The following is a 17268-nucleotide window of genomic DNA, read 5'->3' as shown; positions in this document are numbered from 1 at the left end:
GGTCAGTCGCTGAGGGCCTGGACCCGCACTTTGGCGGTCCCGCTGCGCAGCATGTCCAGCTGTTGCGCGGCGGCGCGGGACAGGTCGATCAGGCGGCCGCGGGTGTGCGGGCCACGATCGTTGATACGGACCACGACGCTCTTGTCGTTGCCCAGGTTGGTGACTTGCACTCGGGTGCCGAAGGGCAGTTCGCGGTGGGCGGCGGTCAGGCCGTTCTGATCGAAGGATTCGCCGCTGGCGGTGCGATTGCCGTGGTGGCGAGCACCGTAATAGGAGGCCGTGCCGGTTTCGTCATAGCCCCGAGGGTCGATGACGTGGCTGGTGGCGCAGCCAGTGAGCAGAGCGAGCAGGGCGCTAGTGGCAACCAGACGCTTCATTCGGTGGGCTCCGATGGTTGATGTGGCGAGGGAGCGGGCTCCCGCCGGTCTGTCTGGCAGACCGCAAGCCGGCGGCGATGTTCCTTGCAGGAATGGCGCTGGCCGGTGTGCCGTTGCTGCGCGACCGAACGGGAGCCCGCTCCCTCGTCACACGCAAGCGGCCCGGGCCGCTTGCGGTTAAACCGCGATCAGCCTTCGAGCTTGCTTTTCAGCAGTTCGTTGACCTGTTGCGGGTTGGCCTTGCCTTTGGATGCTTTCATCGCCTGGCCGACGAAGAAGCCGAACATCTTGCCGCGCTTGGCCTCATCGGCGGCGCGGTACTGCTCGACCTGTTCGGCGTTGGCCGCGAGCATTTCATCCAGCACCGCGGAGATCGCGCCGGTGTCGGTGACTTGCTTGAGGCCGCGCTTGTCGATGATCTCGTCAGCAGTGCCCTCGCCATTGGCCATGGCTTCGAACACGGTCTTGGCGATCTTGCCGGAGATGGTGTTGTCCTTGATCCGCAGCAGCATGCCGCCCAGCTGTTCGGCGGAAACCGGGGCTTCGTCGATTTCCAGGCCCTGCTTGTTCAGCAGGCTGCCCAGCTCGACCATGACCCAGTTGGCGGCGAGCTTGGCGTCACCGGCGATGCTGGCGACTTTCTCGAAGTAGTCCGCCTGTTCGCGGCTGGTGGCCAGGACGCTGGCGTCGTAGGTCGACAGGCCGAACTGCTCCTGGAAGCGCTCGCGTTTCTGCGGTGGCAGCTCGGGCAGGGTGGCGCGCACCTGGTCGAGGAAGGCATCCTCGATGACTACTGGCAGCAGGTCCGGATCGGGGAAGTAACGGTAGTCGTTGGCTTCTTCCTTGCTGCGCATCGGACGGGTTTCGTCCTTGTTCGGGTCGTACAGGCGGGTCTGCTGGATCACCTTGCCACCGTCCTCGATCAGCTCGATCTGGCGACGAATCTCGGAGTTGATGGCCTTCTCGATGAAGCGGAACGAGTTGACGTTCTTGATCTCGCAGCGGGTGCCGAACTCGACCTGGCCCTTGGGGCGGACCGAGACGTTGCAGTCGCAACGCAGCGAGCCTTCGGCCATGTTGCCGTCGCAGATGCCCAGGTAGCGCACCAGGGCGTGGATCGACTTGACGTAGGCCACGGCTTCCTTGGCGCTGCGCATGTCCGGCTCGGACACGATTTCCAGCAGCGGCGTGCCGGCGCGGTTCAGGTCGATGCCGGTAGAACCGTTGAACTCTTCATGCAGGCTCTTGCCGGCGTCTTCTTCCAGGTGCGCGCGGGTGATGCCGACGCGTTTCATGGTGCCGTCTTCCAGAGGGATGTCCAGGTGGCCCTTGCCAACGATTGGCAGCTCCATCTGGCTGATCTGGTAGCCCTTGGGCAGGTCCGGGTAGAAGTAGTTCTTGCGGGCGAACACGTTGTGCTGGCCGATCTCGGCGTCTACCGCCAGGCCGAACATCACCGCCATGCGCACCGCTTCCTGGTTCAGCACCGGCAGCACGCCGGGCATGCCCAGGTCGATCAGGCTGGCCTGGGTGTTGGGCTCGGCACCGAAGGCGGTGGAGCTACCGGAGAAAATCTTCGATTGAGTGGTGAGCTGGGTATGAATCTCCAGCCCGATCACGACTTCCCATTGCATGTGTGTCTCCTCAGAAGCCGGTTGGGGTGCGGGTATGCCAGTCAGTGTTCAACTGATACTGGTGCGCAACGTTGAGCAAGCGGCCTTCCTGGAAATACGGGGCGAGCAGTTGCACGCCGACCGGCAAGCCGTCGACGAAACCGGCCGGCATCGACAGGCCCGGCAGGCCGGCGAGGTTGGCGGTGATGGTGTAGACGTCTTCCAGGTACGCAGCGACCGGGTCGCTGCTCTTGGCGCCGAGCTTCCAGGCCGGGTTGGGCGTGGTCGGGCCGAGGATGATGTCGACTTCGTTGAACGCGGTCATGAAGTCGTTCTTCACCAGGCGACGGATTTTCTGTGCCTTGAGGTAGTAGGCGTCGTAGTAGCCGGCGGACAGGGCATAGGCACCGACCATGATCCGGCGCTGCACTTCGCTGCCGAAGCCTTCGCCACGGGAGCGCTTGTACAGGTCTTCCAGGTTGGCCGGGTTCTCGCAACGGTAGCCGAAGCGCACGCCGTCGAAACGCGACAGGTTGGAGGAGGCTTCCGCCGGGGCGATCACGTAGTACGCAGGAATCGCGTGCTGCATGTTCGGCAGGCTGATTTCCTTGATCACCGCGCCGAGCTTTTCCAGCTCCTTGATGCTGTTGTGGATCAGCTCGGCGATGCGCGGGTCGAGACCGGCGCTGAAGTACTCCTTCGGCACGCCGATGCGCAGGCCCTGCAGCGAGCCGTTTAGGCCGGCGCTGTAGTCCGGCACCGGCTCATCGATGCTGGTGGAGTCGTTCGGGTCGAAGCCGGCCATGCCTTGCAGCAGGATTGCGCAGTCTTCGGCGGTGCGGGCCAGCGGGCCACCCTGATCGAGGCTGGAAGCGTAGGCGATCATACCCCAGCGGGAAACGCGACCGTAGGTCGGCTTCAAGCCGGTGAGGTTGGTGAAGGCGGCCGGTTGGCGGATCGAGCCGCCGGTGTCGGTGGCGGTGGCGGCCGGCAGCAGGCGTGCGGCAACCGCTGCGGCGGAACCGCCGGACGAACCGCCGGGCACGTGTTCCAGGTTCCACGGGTTCTTCACCGCGCCATACCAGCTCGACTCGTTGGCCGAGCCCATGGCGAATTCGTCCATGTTGGTCTTGCCCAGGGTCACGGCCCCGGCCGCAGCCAGCTTGGCGACCACGGTGGCGTCGTAGGGCGCCTTGAAACTGTCGAGCATCTTCGAGCCGCAGCTGGTGCGGATGCCCTGGGTGCAGAACAGATCCTTGTGGGCGATCGGCGCGCCCAGCAGGGCACCGCTCTCACCGTTGGCGCGACGGGCGTCGGCGGCCTGGGCCTGGCTCAGGGCCAGGTCCTGGGTGAGGCTGATGAAGCTGTTGATCTGCGGATCCAGCTGGGCGATGCGCGCCAGCAGGGTCTGGGTCAGTTCTACGGAAGAGAATTTCTTGTCGGCGAGTCCGCGGGCGATCTCGGCCAGAGTCATGTGATGCATTGCAGGCTCTTTCCCTTTAGTCGATGACTTTCGGAACCAGATACAGGCCGCTTTCGACCGCTGGTGCGATGGACTGATAAGCCTCGCGATGATTGGACTCGGTCACAACGTCTGCGCGCAGGCGCTGGCTGGCTTCCAGAGGGTGGGCCAGGGGCTCGATACCGTCGGTATCGACTGCCTGCATTTCATCCACCAGCCCGAGAATGCTGTTCAGGGCCAAGGTGATGTGTGGAAGATCGCCTTCATTGAGCTTGATGCTGGCCAAATGAGCGATTTTTTCCACGTCGGAGCGTTCAAGCGCCATGGGATTCTCCAGTGGAAAACAAAAACGGATTTCGTCCGCGTGTTAGATTGTCGGAACACTACCGCATTTCTACGGTCTTATGGCCGCGATTGTGGGGTTTGGTGCACAGAAAAGCGGCCAATTTAACATATTGGCGCCTTGCCCAAAATCCCTGTCGTTGTTAGAGTTTGCCGCACTTTTTTACCCACGCGTTGCCTAGGGTCCCTTTCCCATGTTCAAGAAACTGCGTGGCATGTTTTCCAGCGATCTTTCCATTGACCTGGGCACTGCCAACACCCTTATTTACGTGCGCGAGCGCGGTATTGTCCTGAATGAACCATCGGTTGTGGCCATTCGGACCCACGGTAATCAGAAAAGTGTTGTCGCGGTTGGTACTGAGGCCAAGCGCATGCTCGGTCGTACTCCGGGCAACATTGCCGCCATTCGTCCGATGAAGGACGGCGTGATCGCCGACTTCAGCGTCTGCGAAAAGATGCTGCAGTACTTCATCAACAAGGTTCATGAAAACAGCTTTCTGCAGCCCAGCCCTCGTGTGCTGATCTGCGTTCCATGCAAGTCCACCCAGGTTGAGCGTCGCGCCATCCGTGAATCGGCCCTTGGTGCCGGTGCCCGTGAAGTGTTCCTGATCGAAGAGCCTATGGCCGCAGCCATCGGTGCCGGCCTGCCGGTTGAAGAAGCTCGCGGTTCGATGGTCGTGGACATCGGTGGCGGTACCACTGAAATCGCCCTGATCTCCCTGAACGGTGTGGTCTACGCCGAATCCGTGCGGGTTGGCGGCGACCGTTTCGACGAAGCGATCATCACCTACGTGCGTCGCAACTACGGCAGCCTGATCGGCGAGTCCACCGCCGAGCGCATCAAGCAGGAAATCGGCACCGCCTACCCGGGCGGCGAAGTGCGCGAAGTCGACGTGCGCGGCCGTAACCTGGCTGAAGGCGTGCCACGTGCCTTTACCCTGAACTCCAACGAAGTGCTGGAAGCTCTGCAAGAGTCCCTGGCCACTATCGTTCAGGCGGTGAAAAGCGCCCTGGAGCAATCGCCGCCGGAACTGGCCTCGGACATCGCCGAACGTGGCCTGGTGCTGACCGGTGGTGGCGCCCTGCTGCGTGATCTGGACAAGCTGCTGGCCCAGGAAACCGGTCTGCCGGTGATCGTCGCCGAAGATCCGCTGACCTGTGTTGCTCGCGGCGGTGGCCGTGCATTGGAAATGATGGACAAACACACCATGGACCTGCTCTCCAGCGAATAACTTCGCGGCGGGCATCTATGCTGTTGCGCTCACAGGCAGCACTTTGCAGTGCTGCCTGTGGCGTTTATCTTCTGTCAATCTGCATCCAGGCCGGTTTGATGCCGTATGAATAAACACAACATTTGCCTGGGAGGAGCGGCTTATTAAACCGCTTTTCGCCAAAGGCCCCTCATTAGGCGTGCGCCTCCTGGTGCTGGTCGTGCTGTCGGTCGCACTGATGGTGGTCGATGCCCGCTTCACACTGCTCAAGCCAGTGCGTAGCCAGATGTCGCTGGTGCTGATGCAGTCCTACTGGATCACCGACCTGCCGCAGCGGCTATGGCAAGGCGTGGCCAGTCAGTTCGGCAGTCGTACCGAACTGGTCGCTGAAAACGAAAAACTCAAGACCGAAAACCTGCTGCTGCAGGGGCGCATGCAAAAGCTTGCCGCCCTGACCGAGCAGAACGTGCGCCTGCGCGAACTGCTCAACTCCTCGGCACTGGTCAACGAGAAGGTCGAAGTGGCCGAGTTGATCGGCATGGATCCGAACCCCTTCACCCACCGCATCATCATCAATAAAGGTGAGCGCGATGGGGTCTTTCTCGGTCAGCCGGTGCTCGATGCCCGTGGCCTGATGGGCCAGGTGGTGGAGTTGATGCCCTACACGTCCCGCGTGCTGCTGCTCACCGACACCACCCACAGCATTCCGGTACAGGTCAATCGCAACGGTCTGCGCGCGATTGCCAGCGGCACCGGCAACCCGGAGCGCCTGGAACTGCGGCATGTGGCCGATACGGCGGATATAAAGGAAGGCGACCTGCTGGTCAGCTCCGGCCTCGGCCAGCGTTTCCCGGCGGGTTATCCGGTGGCCACGGTCAAGGAAGTGATCCACGACTCCGGCCAGCCGTTCGCCATCGTGCGGGCGGTGCCCACTGCCGCCTTGAACCGCAGCCGTTACCTGCTGCTGGTGTTCAGCGATCCGCGTACCGCCGAGGAACGGGCCAACGATGCCGCCCAGGCCCAGGAAGCCCAGGATCAGCAAGGTGGCAACGCGGCGCCGGTGGTGCCGGCCACGGTGCCCAAGCCGGCGGCAAATGCTGCTGCACCCGCCAGCACGGCGCCCACTGCGCCAGCAACTCCAGCCAAGCCCGCGGCCCACGCACCGGCCAAGCCGGTCCATAAACCCGTGGTGAAGCCGGCGGCAACCAAGCCTGCGGCAGCAGCACCGGCCACCACCGGAGGAAGAGAATAATGGCGGGCACCCCCTATTCACAAAACGGCTGGATCGTCTGGCTGACGTTCCTGATCGGCATGTTGCTCAGCGTGTCGCCACTGCCTCAGTTCATGGAAGTCCTGCGCCCGTTGTGGCTGGCCCTGTTGCTGGCTTTCTGGGCCCTGGCCCTGCCGCACAAGGTCGGCATGGTCACGGCCTGGTGCCTGGGGCTCGCGGAAGACGTGCTCTACGGCACCCTGCTGGGACAGAACGCACTGATTCTGACCCTGATCACTTTCCTTGTGCTGTCCTTGCAGCAGCGCCTGCGGATGTTCCCGATGTGGCAGCAAAGCCTGGTGATCCTGGTGATCTTCGGTCTGGCGCAGCTGGTCCAGCTCTGGCTCAGCGCCCTGACCGGCAATCGCCAGCCAACCCTGGCCCTGGTGCTGCCGGCCCTGGTCAGCGCCTTGTTATGGCCTTGGGTCAGCTTTGGCCTGCGTGGCTTGCGTCGACGTTTCAAAATCAACTAATTCGGTCAGGCATTGGCCCGCACCTCGACAGGGAGATGTCTTGATGAATCCGCTTTACCTCGCCTCCGGTTCGCCCCGTCGACGTGAGCTGCTCACCCAGATCGGCGTGCCGTTCACCGTCATCAGTGCCGATATCGATGAAACGCCGCTGGCCGACGAATCTCCGGCCGCCTATGTCGAGCGCCTCGCCCGGGGCAAGGCGGCTGCCGGCCGCGCCCTGATCACCAGCAGCGAGTCCCAGGCTCCGGCCTGTGTGCTGGGAGCCGATACCGCCGTGGTGCTCGATGGACGGATCCTGGGCAAGCCGCGGGACCAGGCCGACGCCCTGGACATGCTCATGGCCCTGTCCGGCCGCGAGCATGAAGTGTTGACCGCCATTGCCCTGCTCGACGGCGAGCGTTGCGAGTCGCGAGTGGTGCGCAGCCTGGTGCGTTTTCGTCCCGTTTCGGCAGCAGAGGCGGCGCTCTACTGGGCCAGTGGCGAGCCCCGGGACAAAGCCGGTGGTTATGCGATCCAGGGACTTGCAGCGGTGTTTGTCGCAGGGCTCAATGGCAGTTATTCCGCCGTGGTCGGCTTGCCGGTATGCGAAACCGCAGAATTGCTCGGCCATTTCGGCATACCCTGTTGGCAAAACCTTCCAGTGCGCTAAAGCGCCGTGTAAGACAGCTGCGGCCTTCTATGAACACGCCTGAACGAGACACTGCCATGAGTGAAGAGATTCTGATCAACATCACGCCGATGGAATCGCGGGTGGCGGTGGTCGAAAACGGAGTGCTGCAAGAGGTTCACGTCGAGCGCACCCAGCGCCGTGGCATCGTCGGCAACATTTACAAAGGCAAGGTGGTACGGGTTCTGCCCGGCATGCAGGCGGCCTTTGTCGACATCGGCCTGGATCGCGCGGCATTTATCCATGCCTCGGAAATCTCCACCCGCGAAGGCACGGCGGTGGAGAGCATCAGCGCCCTGGTCCATGAAGGGCAGAGCCTGGTGGTGCAGGTCACTAAGGACCCCATCGGCACCAAGGGCGCGCGCCTGACCACCCAGTTGTCGATTCCCTCGCGCTATCTGGTGTACATGCCTCGCACCGCCCATGTCGGCATCTCGCTGAAGATCGAGGACGAGGCCGAGCGCGAGCGCCTGAAACAGGTGGTCAGCGATTGCGTGGCCCAGGAAGGCATCAAGGAAGCGGGTGGTTTCATTCTGCGCACCGCCGCCGAGGGGGCCGGGGCCGACGAGATCCTCATGGACATCCGCTACCTGCGCCGGCTGTGGGATCAGATCGGTGCGCAGATCAAGACCATCGGCGCACCCAATGTGATCTATGAAGACCTGGGCCTGGCCTTGCGCACCCTGCGCGACCTGGTGAACCCGAAGATCGAGAAGATCCGCATCGACTCCCGGGAAACCTTCCAGAAGACCACGCAATTCGTGGCTGAACTGATGCCGGAAATTGCCGACCGCCTGGAACACTATCCCGGCGAGCGGCCGATCTTTGACCTGTACGGGGTCGAGGATGAAGTGCAAAGGGCGCTTGAACGCAAGGTGCCGCTCAAGTCCGGTGGCTATCTGGTGGTGGATCCGGCAGAAGCCATGACCACCATCGACGTCAACACCGGCGCCTTCGTCGGTCATCGCAATCTTGAGGAAACCATCTTCAAGACCAACCTCGAAGCCGCCACCGCCATTGCCCGGCAACTGCGCCTGCGCAACCTGGGCGGGATCATCATCATCGACTTCATCGACATGGAAGACGAAGAACACCAGCGCCAGGTGCTGCGGACCCTGGAGAAGCAGCTGGAGCGCGATCACGCCAAGACCAACATCATCGGCATCACCGAGCTGGGGCTGGTGCAGATGACCCGCAAACGCACCCGGGAAAGCCTGGAGCAGGTGCTCTGCGAGCCCTGCAGCAGTTGTCAGGGGCGGGGCAAGCTGAAGACCCCGGAAACCATCTGTTACGAAATATTCCGCGAAATTCTCCGCGAGGCCCGGGCTTATCAGGCAGAAGGGTACCGAGTGCTGGCCAATCAGAAAGTGGTGGATCGTCTGCTGGACGAAGAGTCGGGCAACGTTGCGGAGTTGGAAGGTTTTATCGGCCGGACCATCAGGTTCCAGGTCGAAACCATGTATTCCCAGGAACAATACGACGTGGTGCTGCTCTGAGTCCCCGTGTCTTACCTCAGTGGAAATGGCTGGCTTCAGCTTTCTGCATGACTTTTGCCGTGGGAGCCAACTGAAATGGAGCGGCTGATCCGTCTGTTCGCCACGCTGACTCGCTGGGGCCTGGGCCTGTGCGCGTTGCTGTTGGTGGTGATTGCCCTGTACGTCAGTCTGGGGCGGGAGCTGACTCCGTTGGTGGCCGAGTACCAGGCCGAGGTCGAAGCCAAGGTGCAGCAGGCTGTGGGCTTGCCGGTGCAGATCGGCAGTCTGGAGGGCCGCTGGAGCGGCTTGTCACCGATCCTGCTGGCCCACGATGTGACGGTGGGCGACGGGGCCAATGCCCTGCGCCTGGATCAGGTCAGCGTAGCCCCGGACATGCTCGGCAGCCTCCTGGCCCGGGACCTGCGCATAGGGCGCCTGGAACTCAGTGGCCTGAGCCTGAGCCTCAAGGAGGGCGCGGACGGCCAGTGGCAATTGCAGGGTCTGCCGATGCAGCAGGACCAGCCCATGGACCCGGAGCAACTGCTGACCCGCTTGCAGCAGGTCGCCGAGCTGTCCCTGCTGGACAGCCAGGTCACCTTGCTGCCGCAGGATCATGCGCCGCTGGCCCTGACCTATGTCGGCCTCAACCTGCGCACCGGTCCCAGCCGTCAGCGTCTTGACCTGCGTCTGACCCTGCCGGACGGGCAGCCCCTGGCCGTCAATCTGCGCACGCGGATCCAGGCGCAGGCTTGGCGCGACGCCCAGGCCGAGCTGTACCTGAGCCTGCCGCAAAGCGACTGGTCACGCTGGCTGCCGGCGCGTGTCACTCAGCAATGGAAACTCTCCGAACTCAAGGCCGGCGGTGAGCTGTGGCTGAACTGGGCCAAGGGCAGCGTGCAGAGCGCGGCGCTGCGCCTGAATGCGCCCCAGCTCACTGGCGCCTATGCCGAGCGCACGCCGGTCACCCTGAAGAACCTGGCGTTGAACGCCTTCTTCCAGCGCAGCGATCAGGGCATGCAGGTGCAACTGGACTCCCTGGCGCTGAGCCTTGGCGAGACCCGTTGGGAGTCGCGCCTGCAACTGCAGCAAACCCTGGCCGGCGACAATCAAGAAGAACTCTGGCATCTGCAGGCCGATCGCCTGGACCTGACACCGCTCACGCCGATCCTCAATGCCCTGGCACCCCTGCCGGAAGGCCTGGCCACCACTGTCGAGCGCTTGAAGGTCACCGGCGGGCTGCGCAATGTGCTGCTCGACTATCGCCCGCAGAACACCGGCGACCAGCGCCTGAGCTTCGCCGCCAACCTTGATCGGGTCGGCTTCGACGCCTATCACGGCGCTCCGGCGGCCCGCAATGTCAGCGGCAGCATCAGCGGCGACCTGGGGCAGGGCGAGCTGCGCATGGACAGCAAGGATTTCTCCCTGCACCTGTACCCGATCTTCGCCAAGCCCTGGCAGTACATCCAGGCCAACGCCACCCTGACCTGGAAACTGGACAAGCAAGGTTTCACCCTGATCGCTCCGTATCTCAAGGTGCTGGGGGAGGAGGGCAAGATTGCCGGCGATTTCCTGATCCGGCTGCACTTGGACCACAGCCAGGAAGACTACATGGACCTGCGGGTCGGCCTGGTGGAGGGCGATGGTCGTTACACCGCCAAGTACCTGCCCCAGGTACTCAGCCCGGCGCTGGATGAATGGCTACGCACGGCGATTCTCAAGGGCGCGGTGGATGAGGGCTTCTTCCAGTACCAGGGCTCGCTGAACCATGACGCCATCGAAGCGGCTCGTAGCATCAGCCTGTTCTTCAAGGTGCATGACGCTGAATTGGCCTTCCAGCCGGGCTGGCCGCACCTGAGCAAGATCAGTGGCGATGTGTTCGTCGAAGACAGCGGCGTGCGCATCGTCGCCAGCAAGGGTCAGTTGTTGGACACCAAGGTGCGGGATGTCTTCGTCAACATTCCCCATGTGGCCAGCGGGCACAGCAGCCACATGTTGATCGACGGCAGTTTTGCCGGCGGCCTGGGCGATGGGGTGAAGATCCTGCAGGAGGCGCCGATCGGCACCGCCTCGACCTTTGCCGGCTGGCAGGGCGAGGGTGACCTGCAAGGCAAGCTGGATCTGGACATCCCGCTGGTCAAGGGCGAAGAGCCGAAGATCGTGGTGGATTTCAAGACCGACAAGGCGCGCCTCAAGCTCAGTGAGCCGGCACTGGAGCTGAGTCAGCTCAAGGGCGACTTCCGCTTTGACAGCAGCAAGGGGCTCAGTGGCGAGGGCATCAGTGCCCAGGCCTTCGACCGGCCGGTGAGCGCGCAGATTTTCGCCGATGGCAAGCCCGGCAAGCCCAATACGCGGGTGGTGGCCAAGGGGCAGGTGGCAATCAAGAAACTCACCGATTGGTTGCAGGTCAACCAGCCGCTGCCGGTCTCTGGCGAGTTGCCCTATCAGTTGCAACTGAACCTCGATGGCGCCGACAGTCAGTTGATGGTCAGCTCCAGTCTCAAGGGGGTGGCGGTGGACCTGCCGGCACCGTTCGGCATGAGCGCCAGCACCGGCCGCAACAGTGTGTTCCGCATGACCCTGCAAGGGGCCGAGCGCCGCTACTGGTTCGATTACGGCGAGCTGGCCGACTTCACGTTCGCCGCCCCCAGCGGCAAGCTCGGCGAGGGCCGTGGCGAACTGTTTCTCGGCGACGGCGCGGCCTTGCTGCCCACCAGCAAAGGGCTGCGGGTGCGCGGAATCTTGTCCGAGCTGGACGTCGAGCCCTGGAAGAACCTGGTGGACCGCTATGCCGGGAAGGACCCGGGAGGCAGCGCCAAGCAGTTGCTCAGCAGTGCTGACTTCAAGGTCGGGACGCTCAGCGCCTTTGGCACCCGCCTGGATCAGGTCAACCTGCAGCTGACCCGGCAGCCCGCCGCCTGGACGTTGCAGATTGACAGTCAGCAGGCCAAGGGCACTGTCGGCATCCCCGATGCCAAGGCGGCGCCGATGGCGATCAATATGCAATACGTGCGCTTGCCGGCCGCAGACCCGGCGGCCCAGGCCGACGAGAATGCGCCCGATCCGCTGGCTTCGGTGGACCCCAAGAATGTGCCGCCGCTGGATATCGCCATCGAGCAACTGTTCCAGGGCCCGGACCTGATCGGCCGCTGGGCGCTCAAGGTGCGTCCTACCGCCAAGGGCATGAGCTTCAACAGCCTGGACCTGGGGCTCAAGGGCATGCAGCTGCAAGGCGAGGGTGGTTGGGAAGGCCAGGCCGGTGCCAGCAACAGCTGGTACCGCGGGCGCATTGGCGGCAAGAACCTGGCCGACGTGCTCAAGGGCTGGGGCTTTGCGCCCACGGTAACCAGCGAAGACTTTCATCTGGATGTTGACGGTCGCTGGCCGGGCTCGCCGGCCTGGGTCGGCCTCAAGCGCTACTCCGGCAGCCTGGACGCCACCTTGCGCAAGGGCCAGTTCGTTGAAGTCGAGGGCGGCGCCCAGGCGCTGCGGGTATTCGGTCTGCTGAACTTCAACTCCATCGGCCGGCGGCTGCGCCTGGACTTCTCCGATCTGTTCGGCAAGGGCCTGAGCTACGACCGGGTGCGTGGCGTGCTGGTGGCGAGCAACGGCGTCTATGTCACCCGAGAACCGATCACCCTGACCGGGCCGTCGAGCAATCTGGAGCTCAATGGCACCCTGGACATGGTGGCCGATCAGGTGGACGCCAAGTTGCTGGTGACCTTGCCGGTGACCAACAACCTGCCGATCGCCGCGCTGATTGTCGGTGCTCCGGCGGTGGGTGGGGCGCTGTTCCTGATCGACAAGCTGATCGGTGACCGCGTGGCGCGCTTCGCCAGCGTCAAGTACAACGTCAAGGGCCCGTGGAAAGAGCCGAAAATCACCTTCGACAAGCCGTTTTGAGAATCCTCGATTCGTGCCTATGGAGTAGCATGGCGGCCTACCCAACACGGAGTACGCCATGTCTCTTGCGGTGATTCAAATGGTCAGCCAGAGCGATGTTCTGGCCAATCTGCAGCAGGCCCGCAGCCTGCTCGAACGCGCTGCCGCCGGTGGCGCCAAGCTGGCGGTGCTGCCGGAAAACTTCGCGGCCATGGGGCGTCGCGACATGGCCGCCATCGGTCGCGCCGAGGCCCTGGGCGAGGGACCGATCCTGCCGTGGTTGAAACAGGCCGCCCGCGACCTCAGGTTATGGATTGTCGCCGGCACCCTGCCGCTGCCCCCGGAGAATCAGCCCGATGCCAAGTCCAACGCCTGTTCGTTGCTGGTGGATGACCAGGGGCAGTGGGTGGCGCGCTACGACAAGTTGCACCTGTTCGACGTCGACGTGGCCGACAATCGCGGCCGCTATCGCGAATCCGATGACTATGCTCATGGAAACCGCGTGGTGGTGGCGGATACGCCGGTGGGGCGCCTGGGGCTGACGGTCTGTTATGACTTGCGTTTTCCCGAGCTGTACAGCGAGTTGCGCGCTGCCGGCGCCGAATTGATCAGCGCGCCTTCGGCTTTTACCGCAGTGACCGGTGCCGCGCATTGGGAGGTGCTGATCCGGGCCCGGGCCATCGAGACCCAGTGCTATGTGCTGGCTGCGGCCCAGGGGGGCGTGCACCCGGGCCCTCGGGAAACCTACGGCCACGCCGCAATCGTCGACCCTTGGGGGCGAGTGCTGGCGCAGCAGGATCAAGGTGAGGCTGTGCTGCTGGCCGAGCGCGACAGCAGTGAGCAGGCGTCCATTCGGGCGCGGATGCCGGTGTTCAGTCACCGGCGCATTTTCTCGCAAGGCGTTCAACGGCTTGCATAAGTACGACGAATTTAAGGCCAAAGCATATGAGCGGGTTGTTGTCCTCAGTCAGTGAACATCTTCTAGCCCCTGGCGGCGTGACCATCGAAAGCCTGCAGGGCGTGCTGGGGGATCTGGCCGGCCCGGGCATCGACGCCGCCGACCTGTATTTCCAGGGACAGATTTCCGAGTCCTGGTCCCTGGAAGACGGGATCGTCAAGGAAGGCAGCTTCAACCTTGACCAGGGGGTCGGGGTGCGGGCGCAGTCCGGTGAGAAGACCGGCTTTGCCTACAGCAACGCCATCACCCTGGAAGCCTTGGGCCTCGCCGCCCGAGCGGCGCGTTCGATTTCCCGGGCCGGGCAGAACGGCACGGTGCAGGCGTTCTCGACCCAGGACGTGGCTCAGCTGTACGCACCGGACAATCCACTGGAAGTCATCAGCCGCGCCGAGAAGGTCGAGCTGCTCAAGCGCGTTGACGCCGCGACCCGGGCCCTGGATCCGCGTATCCAGCAGGTCAGCGTGAGCATGGCTGGGGTCTGGGAGCGCATCCTGGTGGCCTCCACCGACGGTGGCCTGGCGGCGGATGTGCGGCCGCTGGTGCGCTTCAACGTCAGCGTCATCGTCGAGCAGAACGGTCGCCGCGAGCGCGGTGGCCACGGCGGTGGCGGGCGGACCGACTATCGGTATTTCCTCAGCGAGGACCGGGCCATGGGCTATGCCCGTGAAGCGTTGCGCCAGGCCCTGGTCAACCTGGAAGCGATTCCGGCACCGGCCGGCACCTTGCCGGTGGTGCTGGGTTCCGGCTGGTCCGGGGTGCTGCTGCATGAAGCCGTGGGCCATGGCCTGGAAGGCGACTTCAACCGTAAGGGCAGTTCGGCGTATAGCGGGCGCATGGGCGAAAGCGTGGCCTCCAAGCTCTGCACCATCGTCGACGACGGCACCCTGGCCGGGCGCCGTGGTTCCCTGAGCGTGGACGACGAAGGCACCCCGACCGAATGCACCACGCTGATCGAGAACGGCGTGCTCAAGGGCTACATGCAGGACAAGCTCAATGCCCGCCTGATGGGCGTGGCCCGCACCGGCAACGGGCGGCGCGAATCCTATGCCCACCTGCCGATGCCGCGCATGACCAACACCTACATGCTGGGGGGCGAGAGCGACCCGGCGGAAATTATCGCTTCGGTGAAGAAGGGCATCTACTGCGCCAACCTCGGCGGCGGCCAGGTGGACATCACCAGCGGCAAGTTCGTGTTCTCCACCAGCGAGGCCTACCTGATCGAAGACGGCAAGATCACCGCTCCGGTCAAGGGCGCGACCCTGATCGGCAACGGTCCCGAGGCCATGAGCCGGGTGTCGATGGTGGGCAATGACTTGTCCCTGGACAGCGGTGTCGGCACCTGTGGCAAGGATGGCCAATCGGTGCCGGTGGGCGTCGGCCAGCCAACCCTGAAGATCGATGCGATCACCGTGGGTGGCACTGGGGCATAGGAAGGAGGGCGTCGGGCGAGCTGCCGGGCAGCTCGCCCGTGGAGGACTCAACGCAGACCGCGTTGAGTCTCGTCCAGTTCGCGGATGTACTTGAAGATTTTACGGCTGGAGGCCGGCGCCTTGTTATGGGCCACCTCGTGCTGGGCCTGACGGATCAGGGAACGCAGCTGTTGGCGATCGGCATCCGGGTACTCGTTGACGAACTTTTCCAGGACGTCATCGCCGCCACCGATCAGGCGGTCACGCCAACGTTCCAGGTTATGGAAGCGTTCGTTGTACTGCCGGGTGGAGGCATCGAGTTGGTCAAGCAGTTGCAGAATCGCGTCGGTGTCCTGGTCCCGCATCAGCTTGCCGATGAATTGCAGGTGGCGTTTGCGGGCGATATGGGCGACGTGCTTGGGCGCATCCGCCAGCGCCCGGCGCAAGGCGTCGGTCAGAGGCAGTTTGTTCAGCAGGTCGGGCTTGAGGGTGGTAAGGCGCTCGCCGAGATCAACCAGAGCATGCAGCTCGCGTTTGACCTGGGATTTGCTTTTCTCCCCATCGAGGGAGTCGTCGTAAGAATCAACCATGGTGGCAGTCCGCAAAGAAACGCCGCCATGATAACCAGTCGAGGGCCGCTTGTCCGGCTCGGTCGCTCGCCGGCCTTAATCGAAAGCAGAATTTGAGTGGAGAACAGCATGAGTGCAGCACAAAGCGTCGGCCCACAGGCTTTGCCGGCCCTGCAGGAGCAAGTCGAGCAGATTGTTGCCGAGGCCAAGCGCCAGGGGGCCAGTGCCTGCGAAGTGGCGGTGTCCCTGGAGCAGGGGCTGTCGACGTCGGTGCGCCAGCGGGAAGTGGAAACCGTGGAGTTCAACCGCGACCAGGGCTTTGGCATCACCCTTTATGTGGGCCAGCGCAAAGGCTCGGCCAGCACTTCTGCCAGCGGTCCGGAGGCCATTCGTGAAACCGTGGCTGCGGCGCTGGCGATAGCCAAGCACACGTCGGAAGATGAAGCGTCGGGCCTGGCCGATGCGTCCCTGATGGCCAAGGACCTGCAGGACTTCGATCTGTTCCATGCCTGGGACATCACGCCCGAGCAAGCCATCGAGCAGGCCCTGGCCTGTGAGGCGGCAGCCTTTGCCGCCGACAGCCGGATTAAGAATGCCGATGGCACCACCTTGAGCACCCACCAGGGTTGCCGGGTGTATGGCAACAGCCATGGTTTCATCGGCGGTTACGCCTCGACCCGCCATAGCCTGAGCTGCGTGATGATCGCCGAGGCCAACGGCCAGATGCAGCGCGACTACTGGTACGACGTCAATCGCCAGGGCCAGTTGCTGGCGGATCCGGCGAGCATCGGCCAGCGCGCGGCCCAGCGTGCGGCCAGCCGGCTGGGTGCCCGTCCGGTGCCGACCTGCGAAGTGCCGGTGCTGTTTTCCGCAGAACTGGCCGGCGGTCTGTTCGGCAGTTTTCTCGGCGCGATCTCCGGCGGCAACCTGTACCGCAAATCCTCGTTCCTCGAAGGCGCTCTGGGCCAGCAGCTGTTTCCCCAGTGGCTGACGATCGACGAGCGGCCGCACCTGATGCGCGCCATGGGCAGTTCGGCATTCGATGGCGATGGCCTGGCCACCTATGCCAAGCCCTTCGTCAAGGACGGCGAGTTGGTGTCCTATGTGCTCGGCACCTATTCCGGGCGCAAACTGGGCATGCCCAGCACTGCCAACGCCGGCGGGGTGCACAACCTGTTCGTCACCCATGGCGATGAAGATCAGGCTGCGCTGTTGCGGCGCATGGGACGCGGCCTGCTGGTCACCGAACTCATGGGCCATGGCCTGAACATGGTCACTGGCGACTACTCCCGTGGCGCGGCAGGCTTCTGGGTCGAGAACGGCGAGATCCAGTTCGCGGTGCAGGAAGTGACCATTGCCGGTAATTTGCGCGACATGTTCAAGCAGATCGTGGCCGTGGGTAACGATCTGGAACTGCGCAGCAACATCCGCACCGGCTCGGTGCTGATCGAGCGCATGACCGTCGCCGGCAGCTGATCCTCCTCCTGAGTCAGCCAAACGCGCCACCTTTCCCGGGTGGCGCGTTTTTTTATGCGCGCAATTCTCGTAGGCGCTGGCTGGCCA

14 protein-coding genes are annotated in these 17268 nt (G+C 63.7%); 9 read left to right on the top strand and 5 right to left on the bottom strand.

All coding sequences use genetic code 11. The features are described from left to right. Positions 1–2: 2 nt before the first annotated feature. From L1O02_RS26430 to gatC, 4 genes are all read right to left on the bottom strand, one after another. Positions 3–377, bottom strand: coding sequence for a septal ring lytic transglycosylase RlpA family protein (locus L1O02_RS26430; protein WP_060837535.1), 375 nt, complete (start codon positions 375–377; stop codon positions 3–5). Positions 378–565: 188 nt separating this feature from the next. Then, positions 566–2011, bottom strand: a complete 1446-nt coding sequence (gene gatB, locus L1O02_RS26425) for an Asp-tRNA(Asn)/Glu-tRNA(Gln) amidotransferase subunit GatB (RefSeq protein WP_060842485.1) — start codon at positions 2009–2011, stop codon at positions 566–568. Between the two features lie 10 nt (positions 2012–2021). Further along, complete coding sequence (gatA, locus tag L1O02_RS26420; protein WP_060842486.1) at positions 2022–3473, bottom strand: Asp-tRNA(Asn)/Glu-tRNA(Gln) amidotransferase subunit GatA; 1452 nt, start codon at positions 3471–3473, stop codon at positions 2022–2024. Positions 3474–3489: 16 nt separating this feature from the next. Then, positions 3490–3777, bottom strand: coding sequence for an Asp-tRNA(Asn)/Glu-tRNA(Gln) amidotransferase subunit GatC (gene gatC, locus L1O02_RS26415; RefSeq protein WP_041115970.1), 288 nt, complete (start codon positions 3775–3777; stop codon positions 3490–3492). A gap of 211 nt (positions 3778–3988) precedes the next feature. Here gatC and mreB point away from each other — a divergent pair, with 211 nt between their 5' ends. The 8 genes from mreB to tldD all read left to right on the top strand — a co-directional run bounded on the left by mreB (position 3989) and on the right by tldD (position 15157). Continuing rightward, on the top strand, positions 3989–5026 hold the full coding sequence (mreB, locus tag L1O02_RS26410) for a rod shape-determining protein MreB (protein WP_002555108.1): 1038 nt from the start codon (positions 3989–3991) through the stop codon (positions 5024–5026). Positions 5027–5204: 178 nt separating this feature from the next. Next, on the top strand, positions 5205–6257 hold the full coding sequence (gene mreC, locus L1O02_RS26405; RefSeq protein ID WP_235758988.1) for a rod shape-determining protein MreC: 1053 nt from the start codon (positions 5205–5207) through the stop codon (positions 6255–6257). Continuing rightward, positions 6257–6748, top strand: coding sequence for a rod shape-determining protein MreD (mreD, locus tag L1O02_RS26400; protein ID WP_016963426.1), 492 nt, complete (start codon positions 6257–6259; stop codon positions 6746–6748). The genes mreC and mreD overlap by 1 nt, the downstream gene beginning before the upstream one ends. Positions 6749–6791: 43 nt before the next feature. After that, positions 6792–7397 carry a nucleoside triphosphate pyrophosphatase gene (locus L1O02_RS26395; RefSeq protein ID WP_060837538.1) on the top strand — a complete coding sequence of 202 codons (606 nt, stop codon included), beginning with the start codon at positions 6792–6794 and terminating at the stop codon, positions 7395–7397. 56 nt (positions 7398–7453) lie between these two features. After that, entirely contained in the window at positions 7454–8911 is a 1458-nt protein-coding gene (rng, locus tag L1O02_RS26390; RefSeq protein ID WP_060837539.1) for a ribonuclease G, read from the top strand. Between the two features lie 75 nt (positions 8912–8986). Beyond that, on the top strand, positions 8987–12790 hold the full coding sequence (locus L1O02_RS26385) for a YhdP family protein (protein WP_235758986.1): 3804 nt from the start codon (positions 8987–8989) through the stop codon (positions 12788–12790). Between the two features lie 58 nt (positions 12791–12848). Continuing rightward, on the top strand, positions 12849–13688 hold the full coding sequence (locus L1O02_RS26380; protein ID WP_060842489.1) for a carbon-nitrogen hydrolase family protein: 840 nt from the start codon (positions 12849–12851) through the stop codon (positions 13686–13688). A gap of 26 nt (positions 13689–13714) precedes the next feature. Then, entirely contained in the window at positions 13715–15157 is a 1443-nt protein-coding gene (gene tldD, locus L1O02_RS26375; protein WP_060837542.1) for a metalloprotease TldD, read from the top strand. A gap of 47 nt (positions 15158–15204) precedes the next feature. Here tldD and yjgA read toward each other — a convergent pair whose 3' ends face one another. Further along, a complete protein-coding gene (gene yjgA, locus L1O02_RS26370) occupies positions 15205–15726 on the bottom strand; it encodes a ribosome biogenesis factor YjgA (RefSeq protein ID WP_016966626.1) in 522 nt (173 codons plus the stop codon). Positions 15727–15834: 108 nt separating this feature from the next. Here yjgA and pmbA point away from each other — a divergent pair, with 108 nt between their 5' ends. Further along, positions 15835–17181, top strand: a complete 1347-nt coding sequence (pmbA, locus tag L1O02_RS26365) for a metalloprotease PmbA (protein ID WP_060837543.1) — start codon at positions 15835–15837, stop codon at positions 17179–17181. Positions 17182–17268: the final 87 nt, after the last annotated feature.

Source organism: Pseudomonas sp. BC42 (genome assembly GCF_021560055.1).
Lineage (GTDB): Bacteria > Pseudomonadota > Gammaproteobacteria > Pseudomonadales > Pseudomonadaceae > Aquipseudomonas.
Note: the sequence above shows the minus strand (reverse complement) of the source record. Positions and strands in the feature narration are given on the sequence as shown.